Origin of the sequence: Prevotella sp. 10(H) (genome assembly GCF_000711235.1) — a bacterium.
Lineage (GTDB): Bacteria > Bacteroidota > Bacteroidia > Bacteroidales > Dysgonomonadaceae > Dysgonomonas.
Genome location: NZ_JOMI01000007.1, coordinates 711,981 through 730,260 on the forward strand (window position 1 = coordinate 711,981; position 18,280 = coordinate 730,260).

Annotated in this window: 15 protein-coding genes; 8 read left to right on the top strand and 7 right to left on the bottom strand. The window is 39.3% G+C overall.

Annotated elements, in window-relative coordinates; genetic code table 11:
* Positions 1-14 precede the first annotated feature (14 nt).
* The 3 genes from K348_RS0114540 to K348_RS0114550 all read right to left on the bottom strand — a co-directional run bounded on the left by K348_RS0114540 (position 15) and on the right by K348_RS0114550 (position 3,125).
* The gene (locus K348_RS0114540) at positions 15-875 is read right to left on the bottom strand and encodes an ABC transporter permease (protein ID WP_029905982.1); all 861 of its coding nucleotides are present in this window, start codon (positions 873-875) and stop codon (positions 15-17) included.
* A gap of 184 nt (positions 876-1,059) precedes the next feature.
* The gene (locus K348_RS0114545) at positions 1,060-1,281 is read right to left on the bottom strand and encodes a hypothetical protein (RefSeq protein WP_029905984.1); all 222 of its coding nucleotides are present in this window, start codon (positions 1,279-1,281) and stop codon (positions 1,060-1,062) included.
* 176 nt (positions 1,282-1,457) lie between these two features.
* Entirely contained in the window at positions 1,458-3,125 is a 1,668-nt protein-coding gene (locus K348_RS0114550) for an AMP-binding protein (protein ID WP_029905986.1), read from the bottom strand.
* A 187-nt stretch (positions 3,126-3,312) separates the two neighbouring features.
* Between K348_RS0114550 and mtaB the strand changes: the two genes are divergently transcribed.
* The 4 genes from mtaB (at position 3,313) to K348_RS0114575 (ending at position 7,295) form a co-directional block, all read left to right on the top strand.
* Positions 3,313-4,623, top strand: a complete 1,311-nt coding sequence (gene mtaB, locus K348_RS0114560) for a tRNA (N(6)-L-threonylcarbamoyladenosine(37)-C(2))-methylthiotransferase MtaB (protein ID WP_029905987.1) — start codon at positions 3,313-3,315, stop codon at positions 4,621-4,623.
* Positions 4,623-5,531, top strand: a complete 909-nt coding sequence (locus K348_RS0114565; RefSeq protein WP_029905989.1) for a lysophospholipid acyltransferase family protein — start codon at positions 4,623-4,625, stop codon at positions 5,529-5,531. The genes mtaB and K348_RS0114565 overlap by 1 nt, the downstream gene beginning before the upstream one ends.
* A complete protein-coding gene (locus K348_RS0114570) occupies positions 5,528-6,556 on the top strand; it encodes a glycosyltransferase family 2 protein (protein WP_029905991.1) in 1,029 nt (342 codons plus the stop codon). The genes K348_RS0114565 and K348_RS0114570 overlap by 4 nt, the downstream gene beginning before the upstream one ends.
* Positions 6,557-6,668: 112 nt before the next feature.
* Complete coding sequence (locus K348_RS0114575; RefSeq protein WP_029905993.1) at positions 6,669-7,295, top strand: DUF4294 domain-containing protein; 627 nt, start codon at positions 6,669-6,671, stop codon at positions 7,293-7,295.
* Positions 7,296-7,355: 60 nt separating this feature from the next.
* Here K348_RS0114575 and K348_RS0114580 read toward each other — a convergent pair whose 3' ends face one another.
* Together K348_RS0114580 and K348_RS0114585 are read right to left on the bottom strand one after the other, a co-directional pair.
* Positions 7,356-8,216, bottom strand: a complete 861-nt coding sequence (locus tag K348_RS0114580) for an RNA polymerase sigma factor RpoD/SigA (RefSeq protein WP_006797564.1) — start codon at positions 8,214-8,216, stop codon at positions 7,356-7,358.
* 240 nt (positions 8,217-8,456) lie between these two features.
* On the bottom strand, positions 8,457-9,983 hold the full coding sequence (locus K348_RS0114585; RefSeq protein ID WP_029905996.1) for a Do family serine endopeptidase: 1,527 nt from the start codon (positions 9,981-9,983) through the stop codon (positions 8,457-8,459).
* A 275-nt stretch (positions 9,984-10,258) separates the two neighbouring features.
* On the opposite strand from K348_RS0114585, the gene K348_RS0114590 reads away from it, so the two are divergent.
* Positions 10,259-11,908, top strand: a complete 1,650-nt coding sequence (locus K348_RS0114590) for a glycosyltransferase family 39 protein (protein WP_081852584.1) — start codon at positions 10,259-10,261, stop codon at positions 11,906-11,908.
* 3 nt (positions 11,909-11,911) lie between these two features.
* Positions 11,912-13,369, top strand: coding sequence for a sodium:solute symporter (locus K348_RS0114595; protein ID WP_029906000.1), 1,458 nt, complete (start codon positions 11,912-11,914; stop codon positions 13,367-13,369).
* Between the two features lie 290 nt (positions 13,370-13,659).
* On the opposite strand, the gene alaS is transcribed toward K348_RS0114595, so the two are convergent.
* Positions 13,660-16,278, bottom strand: a complete 2,619-nt coding sequence (gene alaS / locus K348_RS0114600; RefSeq protein WP_029906003.1) for an alanine--tRNA ligase — start codon at positions 16,276-16,278, stop codon at positions 13,660-13,662.
* Between the two features lie 175 nt (positions 16,279-16,453).
* Between alaS and K348_RS0114605 the strand changes: the two genes are divergently transcribed.
* Entirely contained in the window at positions 16,454-17,425 is a 972-nt protein-coding gene (locus K348_RS0114605; protein ID WP_029906005.1) for a M23 family metallopeptidase, read from the top strand.
* Between the two features lie 5 nt (positions 17,426-17,430).
* The gene (locus K348_RS0114610) at positions 17,431-17,781 is read left to right on the top strand and encodes a MerR family transcriptional regulator (protein WP_029906007.1); all 351 of its coding nucleotides are present in this window, start codon (positions 17,431-17,433) and stop codon (positions 17,779-17,781) included.
* Positions 17,782-17,792: 11 nt separating this feature from the next.
* Here K348_RS0114610 and K348_RS0114615 read toward each other — a convergent pair whose 3' ends face one another.
* The gene (locus K348_RS0114615; RefSeq protein ID WP_029906010.1) at positions 17,793-18,185 is read right to left on the bottom strand and encodes a DUF4440 domain-containing protein; all 393 of its coding nucleotides are present in this window, start codon (positions 18,183-18,185) and stop codon (positions 17,793-17,795) included.
* Positions 18,186-18,280: the final 95 nt, after the last annotated feature.

An 18,280-nucleotide genomic window follows, 5' to 3' on the forward strand; every position in this document is an offset into this window, starting at 1 on the left:
TTATTTATTCAAAGTTATACTACATCAACAAAGCTTCTTTCTACTTTGTTGAATACCCACGAGCCGATAATAACTACGGCTATTGTAAATATGAAACTGTATGCAAGCCAGAACCAATCGAATGTGCCTTCACCCATAAAGCCATACCGCATCGCTTCTACTATTGATGTCAGGGGGTTCAGCTGTATTATCCACATATACTTTTCGTAGTTTTCTTTCATCACTGATAATGGATATATAACAGGTGTAGCATACATCCACAGAGAAGTGACAAATCCGAAAAATATAGCCATATCCCTATATTTGGTGGTTACCGATGAAATAATAATGCCGAAGCCAAGTGCCAGTCCGGCCAGCATCAATAACAATAAAGGAAATAACAGTAAATAAAGATTAGGCGCAATAGGTGCTCCGGAGAAAAAGTAATAAAAATAAAAACTAAGAAATACAGCTAGTTGAATTCCAAATCTTATCAGATTAGAGATAATAGCTGAAATGGGTACCACTAATCTGGGAAAATAAACCTTACTGAATACGCCTGCATTACTGATAAATGTTCCGGATGTTTTGCCCAGACAATCGGCAAAGTAAGACCAGCATAATATTCCTGACAGATAAAACAATGACTGAGGTAGTCCGTCAGTAGGGATTTTAGCTATACTGCCGAATACAAACATATACATCACAGTCGTAAATAGCGGTTGGATAACAAACCATAGAGGGCCGAGTACAGTCTGCTTGTATATGGTAACAATGTCGCGGCGGACATACATTTGAAGCAAATCTTTATATTGCCAGACTTCTTTAAAATTCAATGAGAAGTTACTACCCCGAGGTTTTATTATTATGTCCCAATGCTCTTTCTCTGGTTCCATTCAGTATGATTTATGTCTGTTTGTGTCCTCTACTTGTTACGACATACAAAGATAGTGTTTTTTGCTGAACTATATAACAGAAAACCTATCCTCCTAGTCCATAAAGGGTGAGTATATATTAATAAAAAAACCTATATGAGATGGCTCATACAGGTTTGTAACCTTTTGCTGTCGATTCGGATTATTACTTCTTAGTCGTAGCAGCAATAGAATCTTCCATAGCCTTTGTTGCAGCAGCAATAGAATCCTCCATAGCTTTTGCTTTAGCTTCTGCTTCCTGAGCAGCTTGTACGGCAGCGATAGAATCAGCTGTAGCTTTAGCCTTAGCTTCTTCGGCAGCTTTGTTACCACATGATGCGAAAGAAATTGCTATAACAGCAACAGCAAATAATACTAATTTTTTCATTTTCTTCTTTTCTATTAAAAACTTAAACGGTAAATGTATATGCGTTATTTAATAACACAATGCAAAGATATACATATTTCCGAATATGTTGTATAGCATAATTATGTTTTTTTTAGTATTTTTATTTGCTTTGCTTTATAATTCTATTTTTAATCTGTTTTCGTTAGCTTAATATTTTAATTTTCATATAAATACCTTTTTATGCTTTTTTTAGGAGTTTTCTCAAACTCGCTCGGATATATTTGTATTGCCGATATGTTTTCGTAGTTTGCCAGCTGTTTATTTAGATTCCGCCTATTTTCCTCCATTATTGCGGGAAGCATTTCCTGTTCTACATGTGCAGCATCCATCGTTTCATAGTCAGGGTGTACAAGTGCGACCAGTTTACCGTTTCTTTCTACAGCAAGACTTTCGAGTACAAAAGGCATATTATTCATTTTGGCTTCTATTTCCTCGGGGAAAATATTCTGTCCGTTCGGACCTAAAAGCATGGTTTTGCTGCGGCCACGTATAAATATCCTGTTGTTTTCATCGATTGTGCCTAAATCACCTGTCCTGAGCCAACCGTCAGCAGTGAATGCATTTTTCGTAGCTTCTTCATTCTTATAGTATCCCATCATAACATTTTCGCCACGTACCTGTATTTCTCCAACTGTATTGTATGGGTCATCCGAATCAATCCTCACTTCCATAATGTTATCCAGTATTTTGCCACATGAGGTCGGGATAAAATCATAGTTGTGGTCATAGGAAACAAGAGGTGCACATTCTGTCATTCCATAGCCTACTGTAAACGGGAACTTTATTTTGTAAAGGAATGCTTCCACTTCTTTGTTCAGGGCTGCTCCTCCAATAATTACTTCATGGAAATTGCCGCCGAGTCCGTCCATCATTCCTTTCCGTATTTTTGCATATATCTGATCCCTTACAATAGGCACTTTAAGCGCCATTTTTATGGCCGGTTTTTCTATTTTCGGTAGAATGGATTTCTTATATATCTTTTCTATTACCAAAGGTACTGATATAATAAGGTGCGGTTTTATTTCAGCAAAAGCTTCTGATAGTATTTTGGGCGAAGGAGCTTTCCCTAAAAGTGTCGTGTGTGAGCCTTCGGTAAGTGAATACAGGAACTCGAAAGCACAACCATATGCATGTGCCAGCGGTAGGAAAGATACGATATTCTGGCCCCTGAATAATAACTTCAGATAATGTGCATGCGTAAGATTTCCGGCAAGATTATTGGCTGATAGCATCACGCCTTTGCTGAATCCGGTCGTACCTGATGTATAATTTATCAGTACTAACTCTGAGTTGTCAACTTTGGCATATTTGATATCGTCGCGGGTATATCCGTTAGGATATTTTTTTGTCATTTTTTCGTCCAAAGACTCAGTAATGAGAGACAGTTTCTCTCCCTTTTGCTCATACAGGCATTTGTATCTATTGTCGTTTACAGAAAATGCACCCCTTACGCGAGGAAGGTGATCTTCATCCAACGAGTCCCATATCTGACTGCTGGAGAATAGTAATACTGCCTCCGAATGATTGATTATATGCTGTACACTGTCGGCATGGAAATCCTGTAGTATGGGAACGATGACTGCTCCATATGTGATTGCCGACAAATATGTTACGCACCATGGGATATTATTTTTACCGATAAGTGCAATTTTATCACCTTTCTTTATTTTGGCTTCTTCAAATATGATATGTACACGGGCTATTTCGTAAGCAAGGTCTTTATAATATAAGGTCTTTTGTTCCGAATAATCGGAGAGTCCTTTCAGATCCCAGTTGTTTTTAAAGCTATTGGAGTATAATTCGATTAGGTTTTGTTTAATCATAAATATTGCTCAATTTGGATGGATTTGTGCAAAAGTAAGTAGTCGGTTCATATTCTACAAGTATTTTATCTTTAAAATTGATACAATTGTTGTAATTTTGTACTCTTTTAGATTCGTTTATATATATGGTCTTCATATACTGACGGTATCTGGTTCATTATAATTAAATTGGTCTTTCTTTTATACAATGATAGATAATTCAATATTCGAGAATAAAAAAGCGGCTTATCTCACTTTAGGTTGTAAGCTCAACTTTGCCGAAACATCTGCTATAGGTAGGCAGTTGTCGCAAGTAGGTGTGCGTAAGGTCAGGCAGGGAGAGGTAGCTGATATTTGTGTAGTCAATACCTGTTCGGTTACTGAGCTTGCTGATAAGAAGTGTAGGCAGGCAGTCCGCAAGATGATAAAGGATAATCCCGGTGCCTATGTAATAGTGACGGGCTGCTATGCACAGCTCAAACCGGAAGACATTGCTGGTATCGACGGGGTTGACATTGTATTGGGTTCCGAGCAGAAGCTGGATATAATCGAGCATCTCGACGAACTAAAGAAAAAGGATAAGGGGCAGGTTTATACAACAAAAACAAATCAGATAAGATCTTTTGTTCCTTCCTGTTCGCAGGACGATCGTACCCGTTACTTCCTGAAAGTGCAGGATGGCTGCGATTATTTTTGTTCGTTCTGTACAATACCGTTTGCACGTGGACGCAGCCGGAACGGAACAATAGAGAGTATGGTTAATCAAGCTCGTGAAGTCGTAGCAAAAGGTGGTAAAGAGATTGTACTTACGGGAGTGAATATCGGCGATTTCGGTAAAACGACCGGAGAGAATTTCTTCGATTTGATAAAAGCACTTGATGATGTTGAGGGCGTAGAACGTTACCGCATATCTTCCATTGAGCCTAACCTGCTTACGGACGAGATAATAGAATTTGTATCAAAGTCGAAGCGCTTTGCTCCACATTTTCATATTCCGCTACAATCGGGTTCCGATGCTGTGCTCAAACTGATGCGTCGCCGTTACGATACGGCATTGTTTCGTCACAAGGTGGAAACGATTAAGCGCATTATGCCCGATGCCTTTATCGGTGTGGATGTTATTGTCGGCACAAGAGGTGAAACAGACGAATATTTTGAAGAAGCCCGTCAATTCCTCGAAAGCCTTGATTTTTCACAGTTGCATGTGTTTACTTATTCCGAACGTCCGAATACGCAGGCATTGAAAATAGAACATGAAGTGGACCCTAAAATAAAGCATGCGCGTTGCAAAACTTTATTGGATTTATCCGATAAGAAGCTGGAGGCTTTTTATCAGTCACAGCAGGGAACTGAACGCAAAGTGTTATTTGAACATACGCAGCACGATAGTATGATGTACGGATTTACGGAAAACTACGTTAAAATAGAAACGCCCTATCAGGAAAATAAGGCGAATGAGATAAAGGTAGTTAGACTCGGTATGTTTAACAAAGTAAAAACAGCACTCATAGAAGCATAATGAATAGATTGCTATATTATATAATGTTTATTTGGATGTACATGCATGCGCTGTTGCCATTCAGTGTACTCTATGTATTTTCTGATATTCTTTACTTTTTTGTTTATAAGATTGCCGGTTACCGTCTGAAGGTGGTTCGGAAAAATCTTGAAGCCAGCTTCCCTGATAAAACGGAAAAAGAAAGGAGAAAGATAGAACGGGAATTCTATCATCATTTCTGTGATTACTTTGTGGAAACGCTCAAACTGCTTCATATCTCTGATAAAGAGATGCAAAAGCGCATGCAGTTTGAAAATGTGGAACAGATAAAAGAATTGATGAAAGACGGTAATTCCGTGCTGATGTTTCTCGGGCATTATTGCAACTGGGAGTGGATACCTTCTATAACCCTTAATTTTAAGGGTGAAAATAAGATTTTGGGAGAAATATATAAGCCGTTGAAGAATAAGGCAATGGACGATTTATTCCTGCGAATACGCAGTCGTTTCGGTTCTCTTGCTATTTCCAAGCAGGATACACTGCGTGCAATTGTCAAATTGCGCAATGAAGGCAAGCAGACTCTTATCGGTTTTATGGCCGACCAGACTCCTGCGTGGCGGAATATTCATTATTGGACTCCTTTTCTTAATCAGGAAACTCCTGTATTTACAGGGGTAGAGCGCATTGCAAAACAGACAGGCTTTGCAGTTATATATCTGGATATGGAGAAATGGAAAAGAGGACACTATAAAGCTACAGTTCGCCTGATTACCGATAAGCCGAAAGATGAACCGGAAAATAGTATCACTGAAACTTATATCAGGGCTATGGAAAAAACGATTCTCCGCAATCCGGCTTATTGGCTTTGGACGCACAAACGTTGGAAACGGACACGCGAGCAGGTAGAAGCAATGCAACAGAATAAATGAAGAAAGTAGCAGTCGTCATTCTCAATTGGAACGGTAAGACATTACTTGAACAGTTCCTGCCGTATGTGATACGATATACTACACACTCAGATGTGGAGATCGTAGTAGCTGATAATGGCTCGACTGATGATTCCGTATCTTTTCTTTACGCCCAATATCCACAGGTTACTCTTATTAAATTGCCTGAAAACTATGGCTTTGCCGGAGGATATAATAAAGCACTGGAAAATATTAATGCCGAATATTTCGTACTGCTTAATTCTGATGTTGAAGTTACGGATAATTGGCTTTTTCCTGTAATAGAACATTTAGATAATAATAGAGATATTGCCGCTGCGCAGCCGAAAATATTAGCCCAGCGAAATAAATCTTATTTTGAATATGCCGGAGCTGCCGGAGGATTCATCGATAAGTACGGTTATCCTTTTTGTCGTGGCCGGATATTTATGAAGGTAGAACATGATAAAGGACAATATGATACTCCGATAGATGTACTTTGGGCTACGGGTGCCTGCCTGTTTATTCGTTCCAAAGACTTTTTCGGTGCAGGTGGTTTTGATTCTTCATTTTTTGCCCATATGGAGGAAATCGATTTATGTTGGCGGTTGAATTGTCGTGGTAGGAGAGTTGTGTGTTATCCGAAAAGCACTGTTTACCATGTAGGGGCAGCAACACTAAAAAAAGAAAGTCCGCGTAAGACTTTCCTCAATTTCAGGAATAACCTGATTATGCTCTATAAGAACCTTCCGCAACAGAGATTGAAACGGGTAATAATTATCCGTTTGATTCTGGATTACGTCGCCGCTATTCAGTTTACTCTGACAGGTAATTACAGAAATGCAAAAGAGGTAATCAGAGCGCACAAAGATTTCTACAATAATAGGAGGATATACCGTCAGGCCCGCCGGGAAAATTTGGATAAAAGGATAGTGGAGGTAGTAAAAACTATTTATCCGAAGAGCATCCTAGTTGCTTACCATACAAAAAGAATAAGGCAATTTTCTAAGTTGAAAGGATTTAAATAGTAAAAGCCTCTCTTGAAAAAATGAAAATATTATCCCTATTCTGATAAATTATCCTAAAATAAATCTCTCTGTTCGTTTTTCTAGTATATTTGGATGTTTTATCCCTATGATTATGAAGAGGCTTTTATCTGTTATATGTTTTCTTTTGCTTCTTTCGGTGACGGTAAAGTCGCAGGATGAGAAGCCAAAGACTTATATAGATATTGCCGCTATATATGAAGGTGATACAATTGCTGTGGTGCAGCTAAAGCCTGTTCACATATTTGCTCCCATTAAGTTTAAGAATAATAAAGAAAGACAGGAGTATTCCAAATTAGTTCGCGATGTTAAGATCGCCTATCCTTATGCAAAGAAGATAGCGTACTCTATCATCGAAACATATGAATATATGCAGACGATGCCTGATGAGAAAGCAAAGCAGAAGTATCTGGAAGACGTTCAGAAATATATGATGGATGAGTATAAGCCTAAAATGAAGAGGATGACAAAAAATCAGGGTAAGATACTGGTTAAGCTTGTCGATAGAGAATGTAATACTTCTTCGTATAATATAGTAAAAGCCTTGGTCGGAAGCCTTAAGGCCGGAGTATATAATGCTTTTGCCGGACTTTTCGGAAATAGCTTAAAAGCTAAATATGACCCGTATGATAAAGATGCTGCAATAGAAGCTATCGTTGTTCAAATAGAGCAGGGAACTATCGATCTTAATTATGCCCGCAATTACCACGGATTTAAATAACAAAAAAGAGAGCAAGATATTCCTGCTCTCTTTATCATTTAAACTGTAGGCTAAAAGCTTTTAACCTAAGTAGCTTTTTAATAATTTACTTCGTGAGTTCTGACGAAGACGCTTGATTGCCTTTTCCTTTATCTGACGTACACGTTCACGTGTGAGTTGGAATTTATCGCCGATTTCTTCGAGGGTCATCTCCTGATATCCGATACCGAAGAACATTTTGATAATTTCACTTTCTCTTTCTGTCAGTGTCGATAATGCACGTTCGATCTCCTGTTGGAGCGATTCGTTTATCAACGTACGGTCAGCAATTGGGGCATCGTCATTTACAAGTACATCCAGCAAGCTGTTGTCTTCACCTTCAACGAAAGGTGCGTCCATCGAAATGTGTCGTCCTGAAACTTTCAGCGAATCGGCGATTTTATCAACGGGTATGTCTAATTGTTCGGCAAGTTCCTCTGCAGAAGGTTTGCGCTCGTTTTCCTGCTCGAATTTGGAGAAGGCTTTGCTGATTTTGTTCAGCGAGCCCACTTGATTGAGTGGAAGACGTACAATACGCGATTGTTCTGCTAATGCCTGCAATATAGATTGGCGAATCCACCATACTGCGTAACTGATAAATTTAAACCCTCTGGTTTCGTCGAATTTTTCTGCAGCTTTAATAAGTCCCAGATTTCCCTCGTTGATCAGGTCGGGCAAGCTCAGTCCTTGGTTCTGATATTGTTTTGCAACAGATACCACAAACCTGAGGTTAGCTCTGGTAAGTTTTTCAAGTGCAGCCCTGTCGCCTTTTTTAATGGCTTGGGCCAACTCTACTTCTTCCTCGACTGTGATCAGATCTTCACGACCAATTTCTTGCAAATACTTGTCTAGAGATGCGCTCTCACGATTTGTAATTGACTTTGTAATCTTTAACTGCCTCATATATAAATATATATGTTATAATGTCCCAAAAATGTCTGCAAATATAGTAAAAAAATTGCTATACGTCGCCATCCGTTTGGGCTTATTAACAGATGGCTTTAGTTAATAATACTCAATTATAGAATTTCCTTGTTAGGTATAATTAGTATAAAGTTCATATTCAAGTTCTATATATAAATAACGCTTAAGCAAGTATCTATGTTTACTACTTAAGCGTTATTTTTATTAGTTAAGTTAATATCATTCGCTTAAATCGACTGCATAATATTTCTTCGATCCGTTAGGAGTAATACCTGTGACGAACAATGCTTTATCCTGACTATTGGCAGTAGTAGTAATAATGCGTTCCACATCGCTCGCAGATGATACAGGCTGATTATTGATCTTCTGGATAATAAATCCTTTCATAATTCCTTCTTTATGGAATTTGCCTGCATTATCTACTCCCGCAACTTCCACACCATAGCTGATACCCAACGATTTTTTCTTCTCAGCTGTGAGGTCTTTGAATGCAGCACCCACACTAGCTATACCGTCTTCTTTTTTCACTACGGATGTACTTCCGGCATTATTTTTCAATGTAACGTCGAATGTCTTGCTTGTTGTACCACGCATTACATCTACTTTCACCTTATCGCCCGGACGGAATCTGTTTACCTGTTCCTGCAATTCGCTTACAGTTCTTACTTTCACTCCGTTTATTGCTGTGATAACGTCACCTTCTTCTATTCCGGCCTGTTTTGCTGGACTCATATCGGCAAATCCGCCAACATATGCACCTTCGTTTATCTTAAGATTCTTAGTCTTTTCCGGATCAGCTTCTTTAGCAACTGAAACTTCACCTATCTGAACACCTAATACTGCACGTTGAACTGTTCCGTATTCCTTGATGTCGGCTACTACTTTTCCGGCAATGGAGATAGGCACAGCAAATCCATATCCAGAGAAATCTCCGGTTTGTGAATAGATAGCGGTATTAATACCTACAAGCTCACCATTTGTGTTTACAAGAGCGCCACCACTATTACCACGATTGATAGCGGCATCTGTCTGTATGTAAGACTGGATACTCATATCCACACCGTTTCTTCCGCCTGCGCTGATTCTTCCGCGGCCTTTGGCACTTACAATACCGGCAGTAACTGTTGATGTAAGGTTGAAGGGATTACCAACAGCCAATACCCATTCACCTACTTTAAGGTTGTCGGAGTTTCCGAAAGGAATATATGGCAAGCCTTTTCCTTCAACCTTAAGTAAAGCAATATCTGTTAGAGGGTCTGTGCCTACAAGTTTAGCTGTGTATTTACTATTGTCATTCAATGTAACTTCTATTTCGTCGGCTTTATCTATCACGTGGTTGTTAGTGATGATAAAACCATCTTCCGAAATAATTACACCCGAACCGAAACCGACACTTGGCTGAGGTTGTCTGTAATCTTGTCCGCCACGGTCACCGAATCCGAAGAAGTATTCGAACGGATCCATCATTCGCGGACGACCTTGTGAGGATTGAGCCTTAACTGTCGATTTGATGTGTACTACAGCATGAACTGAACTCTCGGCTGCTTTTGTAAAATCGGGGTATCCGTCAGCTGTGAGACTGGCAAGATGTACACCCTTCTGGTTAAATTCATTTCCGTAATTATAAGTATCGGCTGTACTGTAGCCTTTCTGGTGATCCATGAAGCTATACATACCGTATGTTGCCCCGATACTTACTAATGCAACCACAACATAGGTTGAAATATTTTTCCAAAATTTTTTCATATGCAAGTATGTTTTAATTATTTATTTTATCCTGTTTATTTCTAATTTCAAATTTAAACACAAAAATTGTACACTTAGTACGGGTTGACTCCAATTTTTAACACTTTTAACCCACATGAAAGTCTTTATTGCAATTTTAACAAATCCGTCGGACTTTTTGTCAGTTTTCTGAAAATGTACTAACAGAAATCCATTAAATTTTTTTTATATCGTATCTTTGAACGATAAAACAATAAAGATAGCAGTTACTATAACTATTCGCAACCAAACAGGGAATGAAAAAAGCTTTACATATCTTTCTGATATTAGTCACCATATTCTTCATCACATTAATCTCTGTTTTCCTACTCATAAGAACCGGCCTTTTATCAAGTTATGAAGATAGTCCGGCATTAAAAGAATTTTTTCTCATTGAGAATTCACTATCATCAACAGGCTTTTTCGTTTTAATATCCATATTTCTTCTTTTTGCTATTTTGTCAGTCTTTCTTATTATAAAGATAAATTTGTTTTATGTTCATCTCTCCTCATTCTTCTCTTATATAGGTAAAGCTTGCCGTACTATATGGAAAGATGTGAAAGACCCCTGTGCCTTGCTAATATTATTACCCCCCCTCATATCTTCCGTATATTTCGCAATAGTACTCCCAATATCTTACGATGAGGCGTTGACATATGTAGACTTTACCAACAATCCGATATTGTATTGCATATCTTCATATCCTTATCCGAACAATCATGTTTTTCATTCCGTAATCACACACATAACAAAGCATCTGCCTTTCTTCGATATTCTCTTTAAACTACGGATTTCCTCTATCATAGTATCTTTATCCACATGGATTATTGCATATTCCTTTGTAAAAAGGTTTTACTCTGCTAAAGTAGCACTGTTTTCTGTAGCTATTGCATCCATGCTGTTTATGTCTGTATATTACAGTTACATGTCGCGAGGATATGCTTTGGTCACTCTATTCTTTGTTATTTCTCTTTATGCATCTTATAATATTATAAAGTATGGCAGCCGGAACAAAGATTGGGTGATATTCTCTATCAGTAACATTCTCGGTTTCTATACAATGCCTTCCTTTCTATATCCGTTCCTCACACTAAATTTACTCATACTAATATATAACTATAAGAATATAAAGCAGCAGATATTATTCAATTTGTTCATAACATTTGCAACATTACTCTGTTATATGCCGATAATATTACATCAGGGATTTGGTGTTTTATCCATAACACCGGGCGATCGCTTGGGAGTATTGTCTTTATTCCCGCTTTTCTTCCGGAATACGTTTAATGAGATATTCGGTTTGTATCTTCCTCTTACTTTGCTTATAATAGTGGTATCGTTTGTTATTGCATTGGTTAAAAGGAACAAGGATATATTGGTTTTATGGATGCTGTTCGGAGCAGCGCCTGTGATTCTTTTGGCCATACATTCGGTAATACCTTTTCCGCGGACGTTTATTTATTATGGATTTATTGTCATGTTTTTAATCGGAATAACTTTATCGGCGTATATTGAGAAAGTTCCGAAACTGGTATTGACTATTGTTCTTTTAGTATTACAGGTCGGCCTGTTCTTCAATTTCAAAAACAGCATTGTAGAATACGAAAGCTTTAACATCGATTTTCACGATGTAAGTGAAAAGTATATAGAAGAAGGTAAAACTTTTTATATCCTTAGTGGGCTGAATATCGAAAGTCATAAGTTTGAGATGATGCTGCGTGGTTATAATTACAGCAAATCCAAATACGATAGAATATTCATCGACTTCGAAGATTTCAGGCTCGTAGATACTGATACCCTCAAAGGGAATTATGACTATATTGTTATAGATAAACCGTGGGACAGAACGGTAGAAAGAAAGCCGGTCTATTCCAATAAAACGCTGAATGTATATACATTTAACTGATATATGGGAACTTCTATTCTAATTATTATAGCAGCTTATTTTGCAACCTTACTCCTCATTTCTTATTTTGCCGGTAAGAAGCATACGGACAATGAAGCTTTCTTTCTCGGTAACCGACAGTCGCCTTGGTTTGTCGTAGCTATTGCTATGGTCGGTACTTCCATTTCGGGTGTGACTTTCGTGTCGGTACCCGGTATGGTAGGGAAGTTCGACATGACCTATATGCAAATGGTATTCGGCTTTTTCTTCGGCTATCTTACTGTCGCTTATTTACTGTTGCCTCTTTATTATAAGCTGAATCTGACAACGATATATGGCTATCTGGATAAACGTTTCGGCTTATATTCCTATAAGACCGGAGCTTCGTTCTTCATCCTTTCCAAGATAATCGGTGCTGCCGCGCGACTGTATCTTGTGGCTATGATTTTACAGACATTAGTTTTCGACCAGTGGGGTATTCCTTTTTACGTTACGGTGACGGGCATTATACTACTTATCTGGGGTTATACTTTCCGCAGTGGAATAAAGACTATCATCTGGACTGATACCCTGCAAACTTCCTGTCTTATTCTGGGCGTAATCCTTATCATCTGGCAGGTTGCCACTAAAATGGATATGAACCTCCCGCAAATGATAGATGCAATCAGTACTAGCGAGCATTCCCGCATCTTTGTATTTGACAACTGGGCTTCGCGGCAGAACTTCTTCAAGCAGTTCCTTAGTGGAGTATTCATCACAATCGTTATGACAGGCCTCGATCAGGATATGATGCAGAAGAATCTTACCTGCAAAAGCCTGAAAGATGCCCAGAAGAATATGGTGACTTACGGCTTTGCTTTTGCTCCTATCAATTTCCTTTTCCTTTCGCTGGGCGTCCTGCTGTTTATCTTCATGGCGCAAATGAATATTGCGATACCGGAAAACTCCGATCAGATATTACCTATCCTCGCTACAGAATATCTGGGATTGCCTGTACTTATCTTCTTTACGATAGGTATCATTGCGGCAGCTTTCTCAAGTGCCGATTCTGCTCTGACTGCCCTTACTACATCCGTTTGTGTGGATATACTTGATATAAAGAAAGAGGATGCTGTCACAGCAAAGAAGACCCGTAAGAAAGTGCATATCCTTGTATCAGTTGCATTCCTACTCGTTATTCTTGCTATAAATTATATACAGCAGGATAATATCCTCGATACTATATATAAAGTAGCATCCTATACATACGGGCCGTTGCTGGGCTTGTTCTTTTTCGGGTTATTCACCAAGATAAGTATCCGCGACAAGTTTGTGCCTGTAGTATGTATTCTTGCCCCGATTCTCAGTTACCTTTTAGAATATGCCTTATTTAGTATCTATGAATATAAGGTAGGGTATGAGATATTGTTATTCAATGGCTTACTTACTGCTTTCGGCCTCTTTCTCCTTTACAAGAGGAAAGATAATCTAAACACAATTTAACTATATTTAGTTAAAAAGTAACAAAAGTAACGTTTTTCAGCTATTAGCCAATAGCTTTTAGCCATTAGCATTTTTAATCTAGTTTTCAATATTTATATATTAAAAATGCTCTGTTAAAAAGTAACAAAAGTAACAGATTCTGCACTGTTTTTGATTTGCTAATATTAATACTGTACTCAAAGAACAATAAGCTTTTGGCTTCATTGTATAGATAAAAATATACCTGTAAAACGCAAAAAAAGAGCGGACAAGTAATGCCGACTCTTTTAATATTATATATGGAATATCCTTTATTTTATCTTCTCCAGTATCTCATGTAAAGCATTTGACAAGCCTTCCACATTCTTGCCACCTGCTGTAGCAAAATGAGGCTGTCCGCCACCGCCGCCCTGTATATGCTTGGCTGCTTCGCGCACTATCTGCGAGGCATTTAGTCCGTGGTCTTTCACGAGGTCGTCGCTCAGCATTAATGTGAGTAATGGCTTATTCTCACTATCGGTAATACCGACAAATGCCGAATTTTCAGGGAATTGTCCTTTTATCTGGAATGCAATGTCTTTCACTACTTCGGCTGGAATGGAGTTGTTGAGTACAAATACATCGATACCGTTGATAATCTGCTTTTTCTTTATTAACGCAGCTTTTAACAGTGCTGTCTTCTCCTTTACATACTCTTCCATCTGTTTTTTCATCTCTGCATTTTCATCAAAGAATTTCCGAAGCGTCTGGGCGAGGTTGGGAGCGTTATTTAAAAGGCTTTTCATTTCGTTCAGGATATCCTGCTGTGTATAGAAATAATCTTCACACACTTCGGCAGTAATAGCCTCTATACGGCGTATACCCGCAGCAATTGAACTTTCATTGATGATGCGGAATGAGCCGATTCTTCCGGTCGAAGAAATATGTGTTCCACCGCAGAGCTCCACCGATTCACCGAAACGTATCACACGCACATCATCGCCGTATTTTTCTCCGAACAGAGCCATGGCTCCCATTCCTTTTGCTTCGGAGATAGGTACGTGACGCATCTCTATGCGTGAAATGTCTTCGCGGATTTTAGATGTAACATAACGTTCCACTTTACGAATTTCCTTATCGGTAAGTTTCTGGAAATGTGAGAAGTCGAAACGAAGCACATTCGGAGATACAAACGAACCTTTTTGCTCTACATGGCTACCCAGTATTTCGCGCAGTCCTTCATGTAATAAATGCGTTGCCGTATGATTACACTCGGTAGCCGTCCGGTTCTTAGTATTTATACGGGCTGTGAAAGTAACAGTCACATCTTGAGGCAGCTTATTAGCCATATGAACTGCCAGATTATTTTCACGTTTTGTATCTGTAATTTCAATCTTTTCATTTTCGTATATCAGCCAGCCGCTGTCGCCTACCTGTCCACCCATTTCGGCATAGAAGGGTGTAAGGCTGAGTACTATCTGATAAAATTCATGATTCTTCTGTTTTACCTTGCGGTAACGGAGTATTTCAGTTTCGCATTCCGTAAAGTCATAACCGACAAATTTGGGGTCACCTTCTTTCAGTACCACCCAATCGCCCGTTTCTACCGATGCAGCGTTGCGTGCACGCTCTTTCTGTTTCTGCATCTCCGTATTGAAGCCGTCGATGTTGACAGTCATATTGTTTTCACGTAGAATAAGTTCCGTAAGGTCGAGCGGGAAACCGTATGTATCGTATAATGTAAAAGCATCCGTTCCGTTAAGTTGAGTCTGTCCTTTAGCTTTTGTATCAGCTATCTGTTTGTCCAGCAGTTTGATACCTGTATCGAGTGTGCGAAGAAATGATTCTTCTTCTTCCTTGATAACTTTTTCAATCAGCGTCTGCTGTTGTATGAGCTCGGGATAAGCCTCGCCCATTGTTTCTATCAGCGCAGGGATTAGTTTATACATGAATGCTTTGTGCTGTCCGAGGAATGTATATCCGTAACGAACGGCACGGCGAAGAATACGGCGGATAACATATCCGGCCTTGGCATTCGACGGTAACTGCCCGTCGGTAATCGAGAATGCGATAGTACGGATATGGTCGGCGATAACGCGCATAGCGATATCCTTTTTCTCATCTTGTCCGTAAGTGCTGCCTGTCAGTTCTCCGATTGCTTTAATAATAGTCTGGAAAACATCCGTATCATAATTGGAAAGTTTACCCTGTACAGCCATACATAGGCGCTCGAGTCCCATGCCCGTATCGATTACCTTTGCCGGAAGTGGCTCCAGCGATTTATCTGCCTTGCGGTTGAATTGCATAAATACAAGGTTCCATATCTCTATCACTTGCGGATGGCTTTCGTTAACGAGAGTAAGTCCATCTACTTTTGAGCGTTCTTGATCAGGGCGAAGGTCTATATGTATTTCCGAACAAGGGCCGCAAGGGCCTGTGTCGCCCATTTCCCAGAAGTTATCTTTTTTACTTCCGTTTATAATACGGTCTTTCGGTAAGTATTTCTCCCAGTATCCTGCTGCTTCATCGTCACGCGATAAGCCTTCATCGGGGCTTCCTTCGAAGACGGTAACATACAGGCGGTTTTTATCCAGTTTGATAACTTCCGTAAGATATTCCCATGCCCATTCGATAGCTTCTTTCTTAAAATAATCGCCGAAAGACCAGTTGCCCAGCATTTCGAACATTGTATGGTGGTATGTATCGTGCCCCACTTCTTCGAGGTCGTTGTGCTTACCGCTCACGCGAAGACATTTCTGCGAGTCTGCTACACGTGGGTATTTAATAGGTGCATTGCCTAAGATAATATCTTTAAACTGGTTCATACCCGCATTGGTAAACATCAGCGTGGGGTCGTCCTTTATTACCATCGGAGCCGACGGTACTATCTGGTGTCCTTTAGAAGCAAAGAAAGATTTGAAAGAGTCACGGATTTCTTTTGAAGTCATCATTTTAGTTACAAGTTACAAGTAAACGAGTTACAAGTTATAATTTTTTAGTTTCATCATTCGCGTGCAAGGCATCGCCCCGTCGCCATATTAATTAAATATAAACAATTTGCAAAAATAGTTCAAAAACTTTACTTTTGTCGAACTCTCGAAGTAAAATATCAGGGAATGGCTAAAAATGAAGCGTAAAGTATATTACCGTTACAACCCTCAAACTCTTACATATGACAGAATTTATCCTAGCATGAAGGATAAAGTGTTTACTGTCCTGCGTCATATGATATCGGGAATTGTTGTAGGTATAGGTGCTTTAATCGCTTTTGCTTATTTTGTCGGTACTCCTTGGGGCGAGGCACAGAAGAAAGAAACACAACTTATACGTACACAGTATGAATTATTGTCGAAGCGGGCCGACGAAATGTCGAATGTGCTCAGGGATATACAACAGCGTGACGATAATCTTTACAGGGCAATTTTTCATGCCGATCCTATTCCTACATCCATACGGACATCGGGAATAGCTGCTCCGGCGCGGTACGATTATCTTATGGAGTTGTCTAATTCTGAAATGATTATACAGACTTCCAAAAAGATTGACTATATTGCCAAACAGATTTATATACAATCGAATTCTTTTGACGAAGTTCTTAATATTGCAAAGAATCAGCGCGATCGCCTACGGCATATTCCGAGTATACAGCCTGTGCCGGAGAAATTTCTGAAGCAGATAGCTTCCGGATATGGTACGCGTGTAGACCCGATATATGGTACGGCACGGTTTCATGCAGGTATGGACTTTTCTGCAAATATAGGCACTCCGGTATATGTGACCGGAGACGGAGTAGTCACTCTTGCCGATTGGAAGCAGGGATACGGGAAATGTATAACGATAGATCATGGCTTCGGCTACGAGACTTTATATGCACATCTTAATGATTATAAAGTGAGGGTAGGGCAGCGGGTAACCCGCGGAGAGCAGATAGGCGAAGTTGGTAACACAGGAAAATCTACCGGACCGCATCTACACTATGAAGTGCATGTGAGAGGCGTGCCTGATAATCCTGCAAAGTATTATTTTATGGATTTATCGCCTGAAGAGTATGATAAGATGCTGCAGATTGCTGCAAATCACGGACAGGTAATGGACTGATATTTATGAAAATCGATTTCGAAAACAGTAACCGTTTATACTATTCCCTGAAGGAAGTGGCCGACCATTTCGGGGTTGCCAGATCATTGCTTCGCTTTTGGGAAAAAGAATTCGATACCATCCGTCCTCGTAAAACTGAAGGAGGCACGCGCCAGTATAAAAAAGAAGATATTGAAAATATAGCAGTTGTCTACAATCTGGTTAAGGTAAAAGGTATGACACTCGAAGGTGCGCGGCAAACCCTCAATCTAAAAATGGATGAAGAAACCTGTAAAGTGCAGGTCATCCGTAAACTGGAACAGATAAAGAAAGAACTGGAAGATTTAGAACGGGAGTTCGATGTTACAGCAGAGTAATCACTCAATCTTTATTTTTTCAACGATTCGGTAATTGACCAGTGGTTGTGGACAATTTTCCATTGATTATCCTCTTCCAGCCTGTAAACTTCCGTGCAATTCCATCTGTAAATAGTATCGCCTACTTGTGAGATTAAGTTATATGTCAGTACAGCCATATTTTCTGTAGCTTGTACTGCCGGATTTATCATTTCGTATTTGTCTACTTTTACTTTTCCTCTGGCGCCTTCATAAAAATCTTTTATCCAGTCGAAGCCGTCCATCCTCTTTTCGGTGAGCGGGTCGAAATAGGTGAAATCCTGTGCATATATATTCAGAAATTTGTCAGGATTGCCATTATTCCATGCTTCAAGCGCTGCGGTTTCCAATGCAATCAGATGATTTGCAATATCTTCTTTTTTCATAATGCGTTTTGTTTAGAGTGATAAGGCAAATATACAATTTATGATTTACAGACTATATTTGCATTATGAGGAATTTGCAATTAGTTGAGCCTAAC